The 18,845-nt window shown below is 57.7% G+C and carries 14 protein-coding genes and 1 tRNA gene; 6 read left to right on the top strand and 9 right to left on the bottom strand.

What is annotated here, in order from left to right:
• Positions 1-76 precede the first annotated feature (76 nt).
• The 3 genes from JIN87_RS11065 to JIN87_RS11055 form a co-directional block, all read right to left on the bottom strand.
• Positions 77-151 (bottom strand) — tRNA-Arg (locus tag JIN87_RS11065).
• Between the two features lie 130 nt (positions 152-281).
• Entirely contained in the window at positions 282-1,673 is a 1,392-nt protein-coding gene (gene lpdA / locus JIN87_RS11060) for a dihydrolipoyl dehydrogenase (protein ID WP_200355620.1), read from the bottom strand.
• A gap of 155 nt (positions 1,674-1,828) precedes the next feature.
• Entirely contained in the window at positions 1,829-2,293 is a 465-nt protein-coding gene (locus JIN87_RS11055; protein ID WP_200355619.1) for a phage holin family protein, read from the bottom strand.
• A 99-nt stretch (positions 2,294-2,392) separates the two neighbouring features.
• Between JIN87_RS11055 and JIN87_RS11050 the strand changes: the two genes are divergently transcribed.
• The 3 genes from JIN87_RS11050 (at position 2,393) to JIN87_RS11040 (ending at position 10,031) form a co-directional block, all read left to right on the top strand.
• Complete coding sequence (locus tag JIN87_RS11050; RefSeq protein ID WP_200355618.1) at positions 2,393-2,776, top strand: GFA family protein; 384 nt, start codon at positions 2,393-2,395, stop codon at positions 2,774-2,776.
• Between the two features lie 64 nt (positions 2,777-2,840).
• Positions 2,841-3,956, top strand: coding sequence for a glycosyltransferase (locus JIN87_RS28755; RefSeq protein WP_200355617.1), 1,116 nt, complete (start codon positions 2,841-2,843; stop codon positions 3,954-3,956).
• Between the two features lie 189 nt (positions 3,957-4,145).
• On the top strand, positions 4,146-10,031 hold the full coding sequence (locus JIN87_RS11040) for an excinuclease ABC subunit UvrA (RefSeq protein ID WP_200355616.1): 5,886 nt from the start codon (positions 4,146-4,148) through the stop codon (positions 10,029-10,031).
• Positions 10,032-10,164: 133 nt separating this feature from the next.
• Here JIN87_RS11040 and JIN87_RS11035 read toward each other — a convergent pair whose 3' ends face one another.
• A complete protein-coding gene (locus JIN87_RS11035; RefSeq protein WP_200355615.1) occupies positions 10,165-11,448 on the bottom strand; it encodes an O-acetylhomoserine aminocarboxypropyltransferase/cysteine synthase family protein in 1,284 nt (427 codons plus the stop codon).
• A 193-nt stretch (positions 11,449-11,641) separates the two neighbouring features.
• Between JIN87_RS11035 and JIN87_RS11030 the strand changes: the two genes are divergently transcribed.
• Positions 11,642-13,024 carry an MATE family efflux transporter gene (locus tag JIN87_RS11030; protein WP_200355614.1) on the top strand — a complete coding sequence of 461 codons (1,383 nt, stop codon included), beginning with the start codon at positions 11,642-11,644 and terminating at the stop codon, positions 13,022-13,024.
• 29 nt (positions 13,025-13,053) lie between these two features.
• Here the strand turns inward: JIN87_RS11030 and JIN87_RS11025 are convergent, their stop codons facing one another.
• The 4 genes from JIN87_RS11025 to JIN87_RS11010 all read right to left on the bottom strand — a co-directional run bounded on the left by JIN87_RS11025 (position 13,054) and on the right by JIN87_RS11010 (position 16,757).
• A complete protein-coding gene (locus JIN87_RS11025; protein ID WP_200355613.1) occupies positions 13,054-14,418 on the bottom strand; it encodes an OmpP1/FadL family transporter in 1,365 nt (454 codons plus the stop codon).
• Between the two features lie 125 nt (positions 14,419-14,543).
• Positions 14,544-15,461 (bottom strand): hypothetical protein, encoded by a 918-nt coding sequence (locus JIN87_RS11020; RefSeq protein WP_200355612.1) that lies wholly within the window; start codon positions 15,459-15,461, stop codon positions 14,544-14,546.
• Positions 15,437-15,838 carry a hypothetical protein gene (locus JIN87_RS11015; RefSeq protein WP_200355611.1) on the bottom strand — a complete coding sequence of 134 codons (402 nt, stop codon included), beginning with the start codon at positions 15,836-15,838 and terminating at the stop codon, positions 15,437-15,439. The genes JIN87_RS11020 and JIN87_RS11015 overlap by 25 nt, the downstream gene beginning before the upstream one ends.
• A gap of 70 nt (positions 15,839-15,908) precedes the next feature.
• Positions 15,909-16,757: a HAMP domain-containing protein gene (locus tag JIN87_RS11010; RefSeq protein WP_200355610.1), complete on the bottom strand. Its 849-nt coding sequence runs from the start codon at positions 16,755-16,757 to the stop codon at positions 15,909-15,911.
• Positions 16,758-17,059: 302 nt separating this feature from the next.
• Between JIN87_RS11010 and JIN87_RS11005 the strand changes: the two genes are divergently transcribed.
• Together JIN87_RS11005 and pdxH are read left to right on the top strand one after the other, a co-directional pair.
• Complete coding sequence (locus JIN87_RS11005; RefSeq protein ID WP_200355609.1) at positions 17,060-17,311, top strand: P-loop NTPase family protein; 252 nt, start codon at positions 17,060-17,062, stop codon at positions 17,309-17,311.
• A 79-nt stretch (positions 17,312-17,390) separates the two neighbouring features.
• Entirely contained in the window at positions 17,391-18,032 is a 642-nt protein-coding gene (gene pdxH / locus JIN87_RS11000) for a pyridoxamine 5'-phosphate oxidase (protein ID WP_234033349.1), read from the top strand.
• A 6-nt stretch (positions 18,033-18,038) separates the two neighbouring features.
• Here the strand turns inward: pdxH and JIN87_RS28750 are convergent, their stop codons facing one another.
• Entirely contained in the window at positions 18,039-18,839 is an 801-nt protein-coding gene (locus tag JIN87_RS28750) for a DNA-formamidopyrimidine glycosylase family protein (protein ID WP_200355608.1), read from the bottom strand.
• Positions 18,840-18,845 lie beyond the last annotated feature (6 nt).

Below are 18,845 nucleotides of genomic sequence, written 5' to 3'. Positions count from 1 at the left end.
GTTCGCTCCCCGCCACAACTCCTTACATCACGCGCAGCTGGCTCGCCAAGCCGTAGCCTCGCTCGCGAGCGAAGGCTGGTACTCCCGGCGGGAATCGAACCCACATCTTCGGCTTCGGAGACCAACATTCTATCCATTGAACTACGGGAGCGCCAAAAAAATCAGTGCGGAATCATTCCGAAACCCGCCCCCGAAAGTCGAGGGCAAAGCTTCACAAATCAAAAAGAGGGGCAGCCGCTCCGCAGGCAGCCAATCGCCCCTCCCCAAAAACAAAGGCGAAACTAGATGTGAATCGCTTCCGAGTGCGTATCCGCAGCCGCTTCAGCCAACGCTTCGCTCAAGGTCGGGTGAGCGTGGATAGTACCGTGGATCTCGTCGATCGTGCCTTCCATCTCCATCGCCAAACAGTACTCGGTAATCAGCTCCGTCGCGTCGCGACCAATGATGTGAGCGCCGAGGATCTCCCCAGTCTTCGCATCGCTGATCAACTTAACAAAACCTTCGGAATGAGCCCCCGCAACCGCCTTGCCGGAAGCGACGAACGGGAACTTGCCCACCTTGAAATCGAGCCCTTGCTCCTTCGCCTTCTTTTCAGTGACGCCGGTGCTCGCGATCTGCGGATTACAGTAAGTAGCGCCTGGGAAATTCTTAACGCGACGAGGCTTGCCCGCGCCAAAGATGCCATTGACCGCCTGAACCGCTTCGAAGGTCGCAACGTGGGCCAACCAAGGCGGGCCAATGATGTCGCCCGCAGCGTAAACGCCTGCCACGTTGGTCATGTAATTGTCGTCCACCACGAGGAAGTCGCGATCCGTCTTGAGACCGAGAGCCGGGTTTACCGCGCCCTCGAGGAACGCCGCCACGCCTACAGCCTGGATGACCGCGTCCACTTCGAGCTCAACGTCCTTACCCTTCTTAGAGTAAGTAAGCTTCACGCCATCCTTCGTAAGCTCGCCCTTGGTGACCTGCACGCCGAGCTCGGACTTGATGCCCTGCTTCTTGAACTCGCGGCCCAAAGTCTTCGCGATCTCCTCGTCCTCAACTGGAACCAGCTGATCCATCACTTCCAGAATCGTCACCTTAGTGCCGAACGCATTGAGGAAGTAGGCGAACTCTACGCCGATCGCGCCGGATCCGATGATCGCCACAGACTTAGGCTGCTCCTTCATCACCAGCGCCTCGCGAGAAGTCATGATACGATCCGATTCGGGCAAGAACGGAAGACGGCGAGCGCGGCAACCGGTAGAGATAAGGATGTTCGCTGCGCTCAGCTTCTTGCCCTTGTTCTCGCCATCGACGATTGAAACCGTCTTCGCGTCATCCACATGCGCCTTGCCCACCAAGTACTGGACCTTGTTCTTCTTGAACAAAAACTCGATCCCCTTCGCCATCTGGTCAGCCACACCGCGAGAACGCTTGATGATCTTGGAAAAATCGTAATCGACCGATCCCACAGAAATTCCGAACTCCTCGGACTTCTTGATGGAGTGGATGAGCTCCGCGCTCTTGATCAGAGCTTTACTCGGAATACAACCCCAGTTCAGGCAAGTACCGCCAGCTCGGTCCATCTCAACGCACGCAACCTTCTTGCCAAGTTGCCCCGCGCGAATTGCAGCCGCGTAGCCCGCTGGGCCACCCCCTACTACTACTAGATCGTATTTTTCGTTCGCCATAGTGAAATCTGGATTAAGAAAGCCTAGCGGGATAGCCCTCCACCCCACAAGTGTCTAGCGCAAACGCTTAAAACCGCCATAAGGCAGAGGCCTTCGTCCTCGATGGCCATCCTCCCCGCCCTGAACCCCAGAGCTCGATCCCCTAAACGCCGAATCTAAATATCGATCACGTCGTCCTTCGGCTTCACCCTTCGAGCCGCGCCACTGTTCGAGCCACGCCCTCGACTGGTATGAACCCTCACCCGACGCCCCTTCGAGCCACCGATCCAAGAGGCGAACAACAGATTCATAAACGTCACCCAAAGCGCGCCCCAAAACGCAGCCCCAAAGCTGGCCACTTCAAATCCGCCCACCAATTGCCCTACCAGCAAGTAAAGCAACGCGTTGATAAACAAGATTCCAATCCCCAGCGTCAGCACCACAAACGGCAAGGCCAACAAAACCAGCAAAGGCTTCAAAATCGCCGTAAACAACCCCAGCAGCAGCACAACCACCGCCAAGGTCGCATTATCCTCGTAGCCGATTCCATCCACGAAATAGCTGCCCAGCCAAACGCCAAGCCCGCTTACCAGCCACCGCTTCAATATCGAAGCAAATCCTTCTGAACCCTCACGACTCATATCAAGCTACTACACTCGCCCAACACTTTGGTTGCACACAACAACAAACACCGTGATTCGCTCTTCACAAATCCCCGATAGACCTCAATCTATCCCACCATGAGCGATCCCATACTCGGCGGCTGCTATTGCGGCAAAATCAGATTCGAAGCCAATCCCCCCGTCCTCTATCAAGCCTACTGCCACTGCGACAACTGCCGCAAAGCCATCGGAGCACAAGTTGTCGCCTGGATCACCGTCGAGTCCTCAAAATTCAAATACACCCAAGGCACACCCAAAACCTACCACACCGAAACCACCGCCGACCGCACCTTCTGTCCCGACTGCGGCTCCTCCCTCACCTACGTCCACCCCGACCGCTCCACCCACGTCGACATCGTCACCGGCTCCCTCGATCACCCCGAATGCTATCCCCCCAACCGAGACGTCTTCCCCGAAGAAAAACTCCCCTGGATCTCCCTCTGCAACCAAGGTAGGGCGTGACCGCCGGGCACGCCGCATCAACCAATTCCCACAACCCGGAACCCAATCCCCCGACACCCTAATCGTGCGCCTCGCCCTCCTCCAAGACCACCTCCGCAACGGCGGCACCGAGCAGCAAACCCTCGCCATCGCCGAAGGCCTCGCCCAGCACGGCGTCGAAGTGCACCTCATCATCTTCCGCCGCGGCGGCGTCCTAGACGAAAAGGTAGCGGCCGCTGTCCCCAGCGGCCACAACCCAGACCCCGACACCCAAAACCCAACCACCCACTACCTCAACCAAGGCTTCCTAAAAACAGACTGGTTCGCCCCCGGCCTCACTCGCCTCCTCAACAAAATCCGACCCGACGCCGTCCTCCCCATGGGCCGCATGGCCAACTGCCACGCCGGACTCCTCGCCAAGAAGAAACGCGACTACACCCTCTACGCCACCTTCCGCACCGGCCGAAAGATCCCCTACCTCTACCGCCGAGCCCTCCGCCACGCCGACCACATCGTCGCCAACTCCCGCGAAGCCCTCCGCCGTATCGCCACCGACCATAGTATCCACCGTCCCGATACCTCTAGCGTGATCTACAACGGCTGCATCCGAGACTTCGAAACCACTATTCCAAATGTAGGAGCGTGCTTGTCACGCGATTCTCAGCAACCGTCCCCCACTCTCCACCTTGTTTCGATCTCCATGTTCCGCCCCCAGAAAAAGCAGATCCGCCTCATCCGCATCTGCTCTCAACTCCCCAAGGATCTGAACTGGAAACTCACCCTCGCCGGCGATGGCCCCACCCGCTCCGCCTGCCAAGCCGAAGCCCAAAGACTAGGCCTCGCCGACCGTATCCATTTTCCCGGACTCCTCAAGGATCCCCGCTCGCTCTACGCCGACGCCGACATCGCCGTCCACACCTCCGACCAAGAATCCCTCCCCAACTTCCTCGTCGAAGCCCAAATGTCCGGCATCCCCGTCATCGCCTACGACGTCAACGGAGTCGGCGAAACCTTTCTCGACCAACAAAGCGGCTACCTCATCCCTCACCGCGACGAAGCCGCCTTTCTCCAAGCCCTGCAAAAGCTCGCCACCGACCAGGACCTCCAAGTCCAAATGTCCGAGACCGCCCGCACCCACGCCCAGAAAAACTTCTCCCTAAAATCCCAAATCCAAGCCTACTATCGCCTACTCTCAAGGTAGGGCGGTCTGGCCCAGACCGCCGCCACGCCTCCATTCGAAAAACAGCGTCAAGAAACCACCATTTCTTGACCAATCAAACGGTCCCCAATCTCGTGGAGATTAAGGCTAGCGTCATTCAGCGTATGCCCAACATCAAAACATCGTAAGACATCGTCTACATCGGTGGTACAGAAATTTCCTTCCAACAACATGCCCTCTCCTCGCACCAAGAAATCCGCTCCCGACGCCATCCGCCTCCGCGGCGTCCGCCAGAACAATCTCAAGGACATCGACGTCGACATCCCCCTCGGCAAATTCATCGCCGTCACCGGCCTCAGCGGAGCCGGCAAATCCTCACTCGTCTTCGACACCCTGCACGCCGAAGGCCAACGCCGCTACGTCGAAACCTTCTCCGCCTACACCCGCCAGTTCCTCGACCTGCTCGAAAAGCCCGACCTCGATTCCGCGGAAAACGTCCGCCCCTCCATCGCCATCGAGCAAAAGAACACCATCAAGACGTCCCGCTCCACCGTCGGAACCATGACCGAGCTCACCGACTTCTTCAAAGTCTGGTTCTCCCACGTCGCCGCCCTCTTCGATCCCGAAACCGGCGAGCCCATCCACGACGACAATCCCAAAACCATCTGGGAGAAAACCAAAGCCACCCATCCCAACAAATCCCTCATCATCGCCTTCGAGGTCAAAAAGCCCGAAAAACTCACTTGGAAAGAAATTCTCAAAAACGTAAAAGCCCAAGGCTACTCCCGCCTCTTCCTCCAAGAAAAGCCGACCAATTCCCCTACTCTTCACCGCATAGACGACCTTAGTGTTTCTTCGTGCACTTCGTGGGCAGAAAACACCAAACTCAACGTCGTCCAAGACCGCATCCAAATCGCGGATACAAACAAAACACGTTTCCTCGAAGCCGCCGAGACAGCGCTAGAGTTCGGCCAAGGCCAGCTCCTCATCCTCGACAAATCTGGCGACATCCTCGCCCGCCATTCCCGCGGTCTCCACTCCCCAAGCACCGGCAAGACCTATCGTCCCGCTTCCCCTCCCCTCTTCTCCTTCAACTCCCCCATCGGAGCCTGCCCAAAGTGCCGCGGCTTCGGACGCGTCATCGAGATCGACTACCGACTCGCCATCCCCGACACCACCAAGTCCATCGAAGAAGGTCTCATCAAACCCTTCGAAGGCCAAGTCTACGGCGAATCCAAAAACGACCTCGTCCGTGCCTGCAAGCGTGCCAAAATTTCCACTACAAAGCCCTTCAACAAGCTCACCCAACGCCAACAAGACTTCGTCGTCCTAGGCGAACCCAAGTACCGCAAGCTCCCCCAAGGCACCGACTCCGGCGGACTCTGGTACGGCGTCAAAGGCTTCTTCGACTGGCTCGAGCGCAACACCTACAAGATGCACGTCCGCATCTTCCTCTCCCGTTTCCGAGCCTACGTTCCCTGCCCCGACTGCGGAGCCACCCGCCTCCAGCCCGAATCCCTCTGCTGGAAGTGGAACGACTACCGCCTCCCCGATCTCTACGAGATCCCCATCTCCGACCTCCAGGAACTCATCGAGTCCCAAGGTAGGGCTCGACGGCCCGGCGAGCCGCATCAACCCGATCAAAGCAACAAGCAAGCCGATATCGCCTACGACGCCATCCTCTCCCGACTCCGTTACCTCAACCACGTCGGCCTCGGCTATCTCACTCTCAACCGTCCCGCCCGTACCCTCTCCGGCGGCGAAGTCGAACGCGTCAACCTCACCTCCTGCCTCGGAGCCTCGCTCGTCGACACCCTCTTCGTCCTCGACGAACCCTCCGTCGGCCTGCACGCCCGCGACATCGACCGCCTCATTCAAATCGTCCGCACCCTCACCGACGCCGGTAACACCGTCGTCCTCGTCGAGCACGACGACGCCATGATCCAAGCTGCCGACCACGTCATCGAAATTGGTCCCGAGCCCGGAGCCAACGGAGGTCAACTCGTCTTCCAAGGCACCCAAGCCCAACTCCTAAAATCCAAAGCATCCATCACCGGCCAATACCTATCCGGCCGCCAACAAATCCCCGTCCCCACCACAACCCGAGAGGTAGCGCCCGCTGTCCCCAGCGGGCACCACACAACCCGAGAAGTGGGAGCACGCTTGTCACGCGATTCCCAAAGCCCCCAAAACCTTAGTGCCCCTTCGCGTGCAAAAAACACTCGTGGCCTCCACATCACCTCCGCCTCCAAACACAACATCCAAGACCTCGACCTCTCCATCCCCCTGCAGAGGTTCGTCTGCCTGTCCGGCGTATCCGGCTCCGGAAAGTCCACTCTCCTAAACGCCGTCCTCTACCAAAACCTCATCGCCCAACGAGGCCTCCTAGCCGAAGACCCAGCCGCCCTTTCCTCCCTCAAGTCCGACCTCGATTTCGAAGAAATCGTCCTCGTCGACCAATCCCCCGTCTCCCGCACCCCACGCTCCAATCCCATCGTCTTCGTAGAAGCCTGGGACGAAATCCGAAAATTCTACGGCAAGCTCCCGCAATCCGTAGAAAACGGATACACCGCCTCCAGCTTCTCCTTCAACGCAGGCGACGGCCGCTGCGAACCCTGCAAAGGACTCGGCTACGAGAAGATCGAGATGCAGTTCCTGTCCGACGTCTACGTGCCCTGCCCTCACTGCAACGGCAAACGCTTCAAAGCTGAGCTCCTCGAAATCAAACACGACAGCAACTCCATCTCCGACCTCCTCGAACTCACCATCGCCGAAGTCATGGAGCTCTTCAAAGAGTACCCAAAAATCCACGACAAGCTCGCCGCCCTCGATCAAGTCGGCCTCGGCTACCTAAAATCCGGCCAACCCCTCAACACCCTCTCCGGAGGCGAATCCCAACGCCTCAAACTCGTCAAGTACCTACAAGGTAGGGCGGGACGGCCCGGCACGCCGCAACAACCCGATCAAAGGAAACAAAAACAAGCCGCCCCAGCAGGATCCCTCATCCTCCTCGACGAACCCACTACCGGACTCCACAAGCACGACGTCCGCCGCCTCCTCACCGTCCTTCAAACGATCGTCGACCAAGGCCACAGCCTCATCGTCATCGAACACAACATCGACGTCATCAAATCCGCCGACTGGCTCATCGAGATGGGCCCCGAAGCCGGAGCCGACGGCGGCCAAGTCGTCTTCCAAGGCACCCCCGAAACCTGCGCACAAACCGCAACCACCCAAACCTCCCAGTACCTAGCCCCAGAGTTCGAAGGTAGGGCGGCATCGCCGAGGCCGCCGCAACAACCTGATCACCTCCTAGCCGCAGAAGCCCCAACACCCTACAATACATCCCTTAGTGACCCTTCGTGGGCAAAAAACAACACAACCTCATCCACTTCCTTAACCGTCACCGGCGCTCGCGAACACAACCTTCGCAACATAAACGTATCCATTCCCCACTACGAATTCACCGTAGTCACCGGTGCCTCCGGATCCGGCAAGTCCACCCTTGCCTTCGACATCGTCTTCGGCGAAGGCCAACGCCGCTTCATGGAATCGATGTCGCCCTACGCCCGCCAGTTCGTCGAGCAACTCCCGCGTCCCGACCTCGACCAACTCTCCGGCATCCAGCCCACCGTCGCCATCGAGCAACGCGTCACGCGCGGATCTCGAAAGTCAACCGTCGCCACCATCACCGAAGTCGCCCAATACCTGCGACTCCTCTATTCGCGCCTCGGCGTCCCCCACAACCCGACCACCGGCAACCCTCTGCTTTCCCAAACCGAAAGCGAACTCCAGAAGCGTCTCCAAACTGTCGTTACAAGCCCAGAGACCAAAAAGGCAAAGCACCTCTACCTTCTCGCACCGCTCATCCGAAACCGAAAAGGACATCACCAGCCAATCGCTAACTGGATCGCCGACCACGGCTACGAGATGATGCGCGTCGACGGGAAACTCATCTTCACCGACGACTTCAAAAAGCTCGACCGCTACAAAGAGCACAACATCGAAGTCGTCATCGCCGACCTCAAAACCACTGTGGGAAGCGGCCTTGTGCCGCGATCGACAACCCAAATCAACGCCTACCTCAAAGAAGCCCTCCAACGCGGCAAAGGCACCGCCCTCATCATCCCAGCACCGAGCTCCAAGAACCGAGCACCCAACATCCAATACCTCTCCACCTCCAAGATGGATCCCGAGACCGGCGAAGCCCTTCCCGAGCTCGATCCCAAGGACTTCTCCTTCAATTCCCACAAAGGCTGGTGCCCCGCCTGCCGCGGTCATGGCCGCATCTACCCGTGGATGCGCGAACGCCTCGAAGACGACGAGGAACTCGCCAAAGCCATCGGAGCCGAAGACACAGGAGACGAAGATGATTCCAAAGCCGTCATCTGCCCCGAGTGCGAAGGCGAACGACTCAACCGCACCAGCCGCCACGTCTATCTGTATCTGAAAAACGGCGACAAGATATCACTCCCCCAACTGCTCGCCCAAGACCCAAACCAACTCCTAGCCACCCTCAAAAAGCTCAAGCTCGACAAACGCGGCCAAATCATCGCCCGCGACATCATCGCCCAGATCCACGAACGTCTCCAGTTCTTGGATAAGGTAGGTCTCGAATACCTCAGTCTCGACCGTCCTACCCAAACCCTTTCCGGTGGCGAAGCCCAACGCATCCGCCTCGCCGCCCAACTCGGTTCCAACCTAGCCGGCGTACTCTACGTCCTCGACGAACCCAGCATCGGCCTACACGCCCGAGACGGAGACCGCCTCATCGAGACCCTCAAAAACCTCAAAGGCAAAGGGAACACGCTCCTCGTCGTCGAACACGACGACGCCACCATGGAGCACGCCGACAACATCATCGACCTCGGCCCCGGAGCCGGCATCCACGGCGGCGAACTCATCGCCCAAGGCACCGTCGCCCAACTCAAGAAAAACAAAGAGTCTCTCACCGGCCGCTACCTCAAGTCCGGCATCCCCCATCCCCTCCAAGGCCAATACCGCAAGGTTACAAAAGGTAGGGCTCGACGGCCCGGCGAGCCGCAGCAAGCGGATCACATATCCCTCACCAACGTCACCTTCCGCAACCTCAAGAAGCAGTCAGTCCACATTCCCCTCAACCGCCTCACCATGCTCTGCGGAGCCTCCGGAGCCGGCAAATCCTCTCTCGTCCGTGACCTACTCGGTCCCGCCGCCGCACACGCGATCAAGACCAAGAAAGCCAAACTCACCGGCCAGGAGTTCGCCAAGAGCGGCCCCAGCATCGAAGGCAACGAAGGCGACGTCCTCTTCGACACCCTCACGGGCGCTACCGCCTTCCGCTCCGTCATCGAAGTCGACCAGAGCCCGATCGGCAAAACGCCCCGCTCCACTCCTGCCACCTACCTCGGCGTATTCGATTTGATCCGACAATTCTTCGCCAGCCTCCCCGAGTCCAAGATGCGTGGATACAAACCCGGACGCTTCTCTTTCAACACCGCCCACGGTCGCTGCGACACCTGCTCCGGCGCTGGCCGCGTGAAACTCGAAATGAGCTTCATGCCAGACACCTACGTCACCTGCGAAGACTGCGGCGGCTCCCGCTACGGCCCCGAACTGCTCGACCTTCACTGGAAAGGCAAAAACATCGCCGACGTCCTGGCCATGGGCTTCGAAGAAGCAGCCGAGTTTTTCAGCTTCCACAGTCAACTCGGCGAAATCATGCAACTCATGGTCGAAACCGGACTCGGCTACCTCACCCTCGGCCAAAGTTCACCCACCCTTTCCGGCGGAGAAGCCCAGCGACTCAAACTCGTCACCGAGCTCGCCAAAGGTCTGCAGTCCTATACCGAACGCAGCCGCGGCATCAAGCGCACCAATCTCTACATCCTCGAAGAGCCTACCATCGGCCTGCATCTAGCCGACTGCGAAAAACTGATACGCCTCCTCCACAAGCTCGTGGAACAAGGCCATACCGTTGTAGTGATCGAGCACCATCTCGACCTGATTCAAGAGGCCGACTACGTCGTTGAACTCGGCCCCGAAGGCGGCCCCAAAGGCGGAAAAATCCTCTACCAAGGCAACCTCGGTGGCCTCAAGAAATCCAAGCGCAGCATCACCGCTCCCTACCTTGGGTAGCGGCCGCTGTCCCAAGCGGCCATTATCGGCAATGGTGTCCGTCAATAACGACGGACTCAACCGCCCTCTCTAAACACAAAAAAGGCGTGCCCTCCCGGACACGCCTTTGACGTCTAAAAATGAAACGCTTCGCCTACTGGGCGGCCGCAGCGATCGCTTGATCGAGATCCGCAACGATGTCGTCGATATTCTCGATTCCGATCGAGAGACGAACCAGCTCTGGCGTGATGCCGCCCTCGGCCTGCTGCTCGGCTGTAAGCTGGCTGTGCGTCGTGGTCGCCGGGTGGATCGCAAGACTCTTGGCGTCGCCCACATTCGCCAAATGGCTGAAAAGCTGTAGCGAATCGATGAACTTCGAGCCCGCTTCCGCGCCGCCCTTGATGCCAAAGACCACCATCGAGCCGCCCTTGCCATCGAGGTACTTCTGAGCTTTGGCGTAGTTCGGATTGTCCTCAAGACCTGGATACTTGACCCACTCGACAGCATCGCAACCCTGCAAGTGCTTCGCGACCGCGAGCGCGTTTTCGCAGTGGCGCTCCATTCGCAGGTGCAAGGTTTCGATGCCCTGCAGGATGATCCACGCGTTGTCCGGCGATATGCAGGCGCCGAGATTCCGCAACGGCCCCGTACGCATGCGCAAAATAAACGCGAGCGGCGAAAGCGGCTCCGGCAAGTCGTGAGCCCAGCGTAATCCGTGGTAAGCGCCATCCGGCTCGTCGTAGAGAGGGAAGTTTCCGTTAGCCCAATTGAACTTTCCGGAATCGACGACGATGCCGCCAATTCCCGCCCCATGGCCACCAAGCCACTTGGTGAGCGAGTGGATCACGATATCGGCCCCGTGCTCGATCGGGCGCGTGAGGTAAGGAGTCGAGAAGGTCGCGTCCACGATCAGCGGCAAGCCCTTCGCATGGGCGACCTCCGCAAGGGCTTCGATATCGGAAACATCGAGAGCCGGGTTTCCAACCGTCTCACAAAAGACGCCGCGTGTCTTGTCGTCGATCGCCGCCGCCACCGCTTCCGGATCGTTCGGGTCGACAAACTTCACGTTGATGCCGAGCTCCGGCAGGATGCTGTCGAACTGCGTGTAGGTGCCACCGTAGAGATTGTTGGCCGAAACGATGTTATCCCCCACCTTGGCGATGTTGATCACGGTGTAGAAGATCGCGCTCGTACCCGAGGCCAACGCCAAAGCAGCCGCTCCCCCTTCCAGCTCAGCCACGCGCTTTTCGAGCACGTCCTGAGTCGGGTTCATGATGCGAGTGTAGATGTTGCCCAGTTCCTTGAGGGCGAAAAGATTGGCCGCATGCTCGGTGTCGTTGAATACGTAGGAAGTGGTCCGGTAGACCGCCACGCCGCGCGCGTTAGTGGTTGGATCAGGCTCTTGCCCAGCGTGTAGGCACTTAGTCTCGATTTTCATATTGGGGATCGAACGGGTTAAGGTTTACTCGATGTCGCTTAGAGACAGACGAGTCGCGAAAAGCCGAGAGATTGTCCGACTCGGTCTAAAGGCACAACAAGGAATCCGCTCGTTTGGAAGCGAATGAGTGAATTTTTTGCGGCAGTCTATTTGTCTTCCAAATCGCTAAGCGTTTCTTAGGTCCTGAAAAAGCATGTTCGCCAAAATCAAAGCAAGATGGCCCGAGGAGGCCGGCTACCGCCAACTCCTCAAAGTCGCGTTCCCGCTCATCCTGAGCTCGGGCTCGACCTCCATCCTGCTGTTCGTCGACCGCATGCTTCTGAGCTGGTACTCGAACGAAGCGATCGCCGCCGCCCTGCCTACCGGAATTCTCAACTGGACCTTCATCTGCGTCTTTTTCGGGATGGCCATGTACACCTCCACTTTCGTGGCCCAGTACACAGGAGCGAATCGCCCAGAACGCGTGGGGGCCTCCATCTGGCAAGGGCTCTACATCTCGCTCATCGGCTCGATCCTGATCCCCCTAATCGCCCCATTCTCCGAAGAGATCTTCGCGGTCATCGGACACGCTCCCCGTATCCAGGAAATGGAGGCCGAGTACCTGAAAATACTGAATTGCTGCACCTTCTTCTTTCTAGCCAACGCTATTCTGTCCTGTTTCTACTCCGGTCGAGGCAAGGCCTGGACGATCGTCTGGATCAACGTGCTGCTCACCATCCTCAATACCATCTTCGACTGGATACTGATCTTCGGCAATTGGGGTTTTCCGGAGATGGGAATCAAGGGAGCGGGCTACGCGACTTTCGCCAGTTCCGGCATCGTGGTCGCCATCTATTTCATTCTGTTCCTCAGCCCCAAAAACGAACGGATCTACTCGACACGCTCCGCCTGGCATTTGGACAAGGACCTTTGTCGCCGCATGCTCAAGTTCGGTTTTCCGGCCGGGATGCACTTCTTTCTCGATGTCATCGGCTTCACCATCTTCACCATGCTCGTCGGACGGCTGGGAGTCGTCGACGCGGCGGCCAACAACATTACCCAACAAATCCACCTGCTCGGCTTGCTCCCCCTAGTCGGACTCGGCATCGCCAATACCATCATGGTCGGGCAGTACCAAGGAGCTGGCAAAAGCGACCTCGCGGAGCGCGCAAGCTACTCGTCGATGCAGATGGCGTTCCTCTACAACGCACTCGTCTCGATAACCTACCTGCTGGTCCCCTACCTTTTCATCGCTCCCTTTTTCGCCGCACGCGAAGTGCCTCCCTCTCAGGAACTGATCGATTTGATCACGAACCTGCTGAAGCTCGTCGCCCTGTTCTCGCTTTTCGAAGGAGTGGTGATCATATCCAGCGGCACACTCAAAGGAGCCGGAGACACCGCCTTCGTCATGCGGACCCTCGCCATCACTTCGGTCCTGCTCGTCATCGTCCCAACAGTGGTAGTGATTGAGATACTACAACTTCCCCTCCTCTGGGCTTGGGGCGTTCTTACCATCAACCTGCTGGCGCTGAGCACCATTTTCTTCCTCCGCGTTCGAAGCGGCAAGTGGAAGCAAAATAAGGTGATCGAAGAATAATGGCCGTCGCGAACGACGGCCATCTCCTGCTAAAACCTTTTCGTGAGCCCCGCGCTGATGAGGTCCACCGACGCGTCGATCACACCATAAAGCCTTTGGCCAGCGGCGTGGCTGGTATTGTCGATCACCGGATCGTCCACCATGATATTCACGTAGGAAAGGTGAAGATCCAGATTCTCCGTGGCCGCGTAGCTCAGCCCCAGAGCGATCCACTGGCGATCTTCGTCCGGGATGCGCGGTGACCGAACCTCGTCGTCAGGAACTGGCGATTCGTCATAAGCGTAGCCTACTCGACCAGTGAGCTGATCGGTAAACTTGTACGAAGCGCCAACGCTGTACTTGTAGACATCCTCCCAAAGCTCGGGAATGACGCTATCAGGAGGGGATGGATTCTCAAATTCGATACGCAGCTCCTGAAAACTGCTCCAGCCCGTCCGCGTCACGTCAGCCATCACTGCCCAGCGTTCAGTTACGTCTCCGTAAACCGAGAAGGAAAACGTATCGGGCAAAGTAATATCAACCGCGCCTCCTTGGTCTTCAAAAGCCGGCCCCAACACGCTCTCCAACGCGCCCACCGTGAAATCGGCGTTTCCGCTCAAGTCGAGATCCACCTCGGAGCGATAATGGGCGCCCCAACGCCAATCGTCGTTGATCTGGTAGATAATTCCGATGTTGAAGCCCCAGCCGTCTCCATCGCCATCCAAGTAAATCCCCCCATCGTATTTAGGAGAGCCAAGATTCGCCTGAATGTCCCCGGCTAAAGCCATGGTCTCTGGAGTCATCGGAATGCCTCCAGCCTGATATTGGTTGAGAAAGACCAAGCCCATATCGATGGCGTTGCTCAACACCGCATCCGCCATCACATAGCTAGCGCCCCCTCCAATCGACCACTTGTCGTCGACTTGGTAAGCGATCGATGGATTAACCAAAATCGTCTCCAGCTCCGTGCGTCTAGCCACGTAGCGCCCGACCCAATCCTCTCCGTAGTCAGTTGTCAGGCCATAGGGAGCGGAAAGCCCAAGCCCCCACGCCAAGTCGTCGTTAAGCCGCCCCACATAATAAAAGTTCGGCACAAACGCGTCCTCATCCGAAGTCGCGTCCCCTCCCTGAGTCGGGGCCGTCAAGGTCGTCGAGCCCAAGTTCGTAAACTCAGCTTCGGGCAAAATGTAATGCACCCCCGTGTGGATCTGCGGCTTCTCGATCAAAGCCATCCCGGCGGGATTGAAAAAGACAGTGGAAGCATCCTCGGCTGAAGCAGATGCGCCAGCGAACGCGTTTCCGAGCCCGGAGAGGCTCTGCTCTTGTATTGCGAATCCTGCGGAAAAGCCAGTCGTCGAGCCTAGGCCTAGACTCAAGACTGCGGCTCCGCAGAGTGACGGAAGACGAAATCTCATATTCGTTTGATATGGAAGTGGGGGTTATGACTTTCCTGAAACGGACAGGATCCCGCTTCAAGAGGGTTTCCCCTAATACATGCCCACTCCTCAATAACGCAAGCAAGACCGAGACTTTGAAACCGTCAGGATGACTCGAGCTGAGCGCATTGAGCGATTATGTAATCACATTCGGCAAGCAAACGATTGGCCAGCAACTGACCGGCCTTATAGATTCTTTGCTGTTCGCGCCGATACGACTCACGCCCTTGCGGCGTCTCGATCAAAATCGCTTCGTAGCCGTATTCACTGAGATCGTACGGACTAGCTCGCATGTCCAGTTCCCGAGCCTCCAGAGCCAGCAGAAAACAGTCCCGCATCAAGTCTGATCCCACCCACGGGCTCCCCTTGTAGCTCCAGCGGTACAGATCCATGTTGAAGTGGATGCAGCCAAACTGCTCAAACTCCTCCCGACTGTCACGTTGCGGTTGGATCTCGTTCAGCGGACACGCTTCAGGCGTAAAAAAGCGGAACGCGTCCCAATGCGTGCAACGGATCGTGCTCGCCTCCACCACCTCGGCAACCGCCTCCTTGGAAAGCCGCAACGGCGTCGATTCGTGTCGGATCTCATCCGCCTTGTACACCATCGCCCACTCGTGCAGGCCGAAGCAGTTAAACCGGGGCGGGCGATTCTGCGCCGCGCGGATCAAAGAAACCATCCAACGAAGTCGGCTGAGCTCTTTCTCATCGATCGCAGAGAAGTTCAGCCCAATTCCGTATTCAGTCTCACAATACCGTTCATCCGCCAAAAACGACGCTGCCGAATCTCCCCGCAATGCCATTTGCGGGCTCGGGCGCCATCTTCTCAGAACCGTTCGATTAGTCTGATAGTAGGCGAACAGGAAATCGTGCACCGGATGCTTCTGCCGGCTAGAACGCCGCTTCCGATAGGCATCCACATAAGGTCCGACCACCTTTTCATGGGCTTCTGCCAACGCCTGCCAATCCGGTTCCTCTAGAACCTGTATTCGCGGATCCGTTACAGCGGTTTCCGAGCTATCCACTCTTCTACCTCCTCGTCAAAGTACACATCCTCCAAAGCCTCTCGCGCCCACAACTCCTCTTTCCCGAGTCGGTCTAGCACACGAGCCGCCACAACTTGCGCTGCAGGCACCTCGCTCCAAACCGACTGGCAAGCGCAACGCCAATGGCCAGCATCCATTCGCTTCGGGTTCTCCAGCTGCTCTCGACAAGTGTCACAGGCAAAAACGCAATTCTCGAGCGTAGGAACCTCCTCTTCGGGCGGCACTTCATACGGCCGCAAGGCGACTCCCGACGCTTCACAAAGCTCGCACTTCGAGCCTGCTCTTCGAGTCAAATCCTTGCCCAGCAGGCTCAAGGCCGCTTGCCGTTCCTGATACTTTTCGAGTCCTTTCGCCATAAACAATCAACCCGCAGCTTTGACGCGAGCCGGCGCTCATGGCAACCCTTTGCCTAACTGGCGGAAGATTTCAGCGTTCCGGCCGATCCTCGAGGAAGGCGTCGTCCAACGACTCCGCCAAGCGAATATTGTCATCGCGAGCCTGCTTCAGGTCCGTCGTCATGTCGTTGATCGCACTAAGCAAGGTCGCCAATTCGTCTTCGCGACGAAGCTCGATTTTCCGGTCGAAGTCCCCCGCGCCCACTGCCTGGACCTGCTCCACGATAGCGTCGATCGGCTTCTTGAAATGGCGCGACATCCAAACGGCGATTCCCCAGGACACGAGCAGAGTCGTAAACAAACCGCCCAATCCCGCCACGCGAATCCCGGAGAGCTTTTCGTAGACATCGTCCGCTCTCATATCCACTCCCACCAGGAACTCCCCATGCCCGTTGCGCAACGGAGCATAGCCCGAGAAGAAGGATCCCCATTGGTCAGTCGTCAGCTCCGAATCGGCCGACCGCTGACTGAAGCCCGACAGCAACTCGCTGGTCGCCTCCTCGTATTCCATCCCTGGCAAGGCCTGATCCTCCGTCTCATCCGAATCGACCACGAACTTGACCTTACCATCCCGCGTTTTCCGCATCACATAGAGAAACGCAATGTCGTCATTACTCCGCCGCATCTCCCGTAGCATCTTGAGCGTCGCCAGATACTCCCGCTTGTCCGTATCCCGCTCGAACCGGATGTCCCTCAAAGTATTCGCATCGATCTCGCGACTGATCAAAGCGGCGCTGCTGCTCAAGCGATGCTGCAGCTGCTCTAGGATACTTTCCTGGGCCATCAAATACACAAACACCCCAAGGGCGCTAGAGACTATAAAGGTCGTGAGGAAGTGGGATACGAAAAGTTTGCGATGTAGGGGAAACGAGAGCTTCATTTAGCAAAACTTGACCGTAGTTTTACATTTAGAGGGGTCAACAGGAGATTCAGTGGAGAAAATTCTACAGCCTTACAAGCGACAACTGAACATGCCCCCATCTCTTCCCTCTAGGTCCTCCCTGCGCGCATAGAGACTTCACTCTAGGGGCGCTGAATTCTGTTGCGAGCTCCACCTTAAGTCACTCAACATGTCCAGCCTCACCCGAGAAGAACTTAGCCGACCGGGCGGAACACAAGCCGCCACAAGCGAACTAAGCCAGCAGCACGCCAAAAATTTTGTTACCAGCCAACCGACGACAGATGGACCCAATCGAATCGAACCCATTTTTCAACTCCGCCAGACTCTACCAAAACCAAGTCGCTTCGCAAAAGCCGAGCGCTCCGGCGGAAGGTTCGACAACGCCTAGCTCGTCCATCGACGCGAACAATCGTTCCGCAGCCCCAGCCGACTTCTCGAACATGTTCGACGACGACGCCCTGCTGAAGCTGCAAGGCAACCTCGAAGCCATCGCCCAAATGGCGGAGAAATCGCTCAAGCAGATCGACGGCTAAACAGTTCCATGGCCGGGCCGTCAAAAAGCGAGACGGCAAAAACTTGCACATCGCGTAGCCCGCGGTAGACCCTTCTCGCATGGCAGATCTAGGCGATTTGAGAGAAGAATACGGGCACGACAGCCTCACTGAAGATTCGGTAGATCCGAACCCGATCGAACAATTTCGCATCTGGTTCAAGCAGGCGATGGACCAAAACGTCACCGAGCCAAACGCCATGAGCCTCGCGACGGTGGACGAAAACGGCCAGCCATGGCAACGTAGTGTCCTCCTAAAAGCCTACGACAACAACGGCTTCGTCTTCTACACTAACTACGATAGCCGCAAGGGCCAGCAACTCGCCCAAAACCCCAAGACCTGCGTCCTCTTCCCCTGGATACAACTCGAACGGCAAGTCATTGTGACCGGGAGCGTAGAACGCGTCTCAACCGCCGAGTCCCTAAAATACTTCGCCAGCCGCCCCTTCGGCAGCCGACTCGGAGCCTGGGTTTCCCAGCAAAGCTCTGTTGTATCCTCTCGCTCGATACTCCTAGCCAAATTCGAGGAAATGAAAAACAAGTTCAAGGATGGCGAAGTTCCTCTCCCCTCCTTCTGGGGCGGCTATCGCATCGTTCCCGAAACCATAGAGTTCTGGATGGGGGGCAAGTCCCGCATTCACGACCGGATCTTCTACACCAAACAAGACGACGGCAGCTGGAAGATCGAACGCCTCTCGCCTTAGGCGACCTTAAACCTGCACCTCAGGCGACCAACAAGTCGTCCTGCCCCCAATCGTATCTCGGCGCAGCGCCTTCCGGGAAACCGGACACGTTCCGCCATCTTTCCACCGGTGCAAAAACAGCCAAGACTTCGGCGGATCGCTGTAGTCTTTCCCGATAATCGCGAGAGCATTCCGGCACACCCATTTCGTCTTCAGGAAAAGCTGCTCGCACTCCTTCTCCGTCAAGCTCGCCAATCGGCGGTCCGGCTTGAGTTTGGCCCGCCACAAAATTTCATCCGCCATCCAGTTTCCGACTCCCGGAAACAACTCCTGCTGCAGCAGCAACGGCTTTAGCACACTCCTCTTGCGACGAGCCAACATCGTTTCGAAACGCTGCCGAGAGAAGGCATCCGATTGAGGCTCCGGCGGCAGCGTCTGCCACCAGTCAGGCAGAGAATCCCCTGTCCCAAGGTGCAGAGCCACTTTTCCAAATTGACGGGGATCTTTGAAAACCAGAACCGCCTCCGCCGACCGAAGGGCCAAGTGATCATGCTTCTCCTCTTCACGATCCGGCCCCACGCGATGAAGCGAACCCGTCATCCCGAGATGCACCTCGAGAAACACGCCACCCGCAAAAGAAAACAGCATCCGTTTCCCATGCGTGTACCGAGCAAGCAGCTCCGAACCGCTCAAGCGCTTTCGAAGCTCGGCAGTATCCAGATGACGGCAACAACGCGTCTTATCGTGCGCCCAAGCGACATCGAAAACCTCGCCTACCGAGGCCTTCCAAATCGACGAGTGATAAAATACCTCCGCTAGCTCAGGCACGAAGAC

The sequence above is a fragment of the Pelagicoccus mobilis genome (assembly GCF_016595505.1).
Classification (GTDB): domain Bacteria; phylum Verrucomicrobiota; class Verrucomicrobiia; order Opitutales; family Opitutaceae; genus Pelagicoccus; species Pelagicoccus mobilis.
Note: the sequence above shows the minus strand (reverse complement) of the source record. Positions and strands in the feature narration are given on the sequence as shown.

Coding starts and splice junctions, on each gene's coding strand:
- lpdA (WP_200355620.1), bottom strand. CDS start 1,673: ATGGCGAACGAAAAATACGATCTAGTAGTAGTAGGGGGTGGCCCAGCG.
- JIN87_RS11055 (WP_200355619.1), bottom strand. CDS start 2,293: ATGAGTCGTGAGGGTTCAGAAGGATTTGCTTCGATATTGAAGCGGTGG.
- JIN87_RS11050 (WP_200355618.1), top strand. CDS start 2,393: ATGAGCGATCCCATACTCGGCGGCTGCTATTGCGGCAAAATCAGATTC.
- JIN87_RS11040 (WP_200355616.1), top strand. CDS start 4,146: ATGCCCTCTCCTCGCACCAAGAAATCCGCTCCCGACGCCATCCGCCTC.
- JIN87_RS11035 (WP_200355615.1), bottom strand. CDS start 11,448: ATGAAAATCGAGACTAAGTGCCTACACGCTGGGCAAGAGCCTGATCCA.
- JIN87_RS11030 (WP_200355614.1), top strand. CDS start 11,642: ATGTTCGCCAAAATCAAAGCAAGATGGCCCGAGGAGGCCGGCTACCGC.
- JIN87_RS11025 (WP_200355613.1), bottom strand. CDS start 14,418: ATGAGATTTCGTCTTCCGTCACTCTGCGGAGCCGCAGTCTTGAGTCTA.
- JIN87_RS11015 (WP_200355611.1), bottom strand. CDS start 15,838: ATGGCGAAAGGACTCGAAAAGTATCAGGAACGGCAAGCGGCCTTGAGC.
- JIN87_RS11010 (WP_200355610.1), bottom strand. CDS start 16,757: ATGAAGCTCTCGTTTCCCCTACATCGCAAACTTTTCGTATCCCACTTC.
- JIN87_RS11005 (WP_200355609.1), top strand. CDS start 17,060: ATGGACCCAATCGAATCGAACCCATTTTTCAACTCCGCCAGACTCTAC.
- pdxH (WP_234033349.1), top strand. CDS start 17,391: ATGGCAGATCTAGGCGATTTGAGAGAAGAATACGGGCACGACAGCCTC.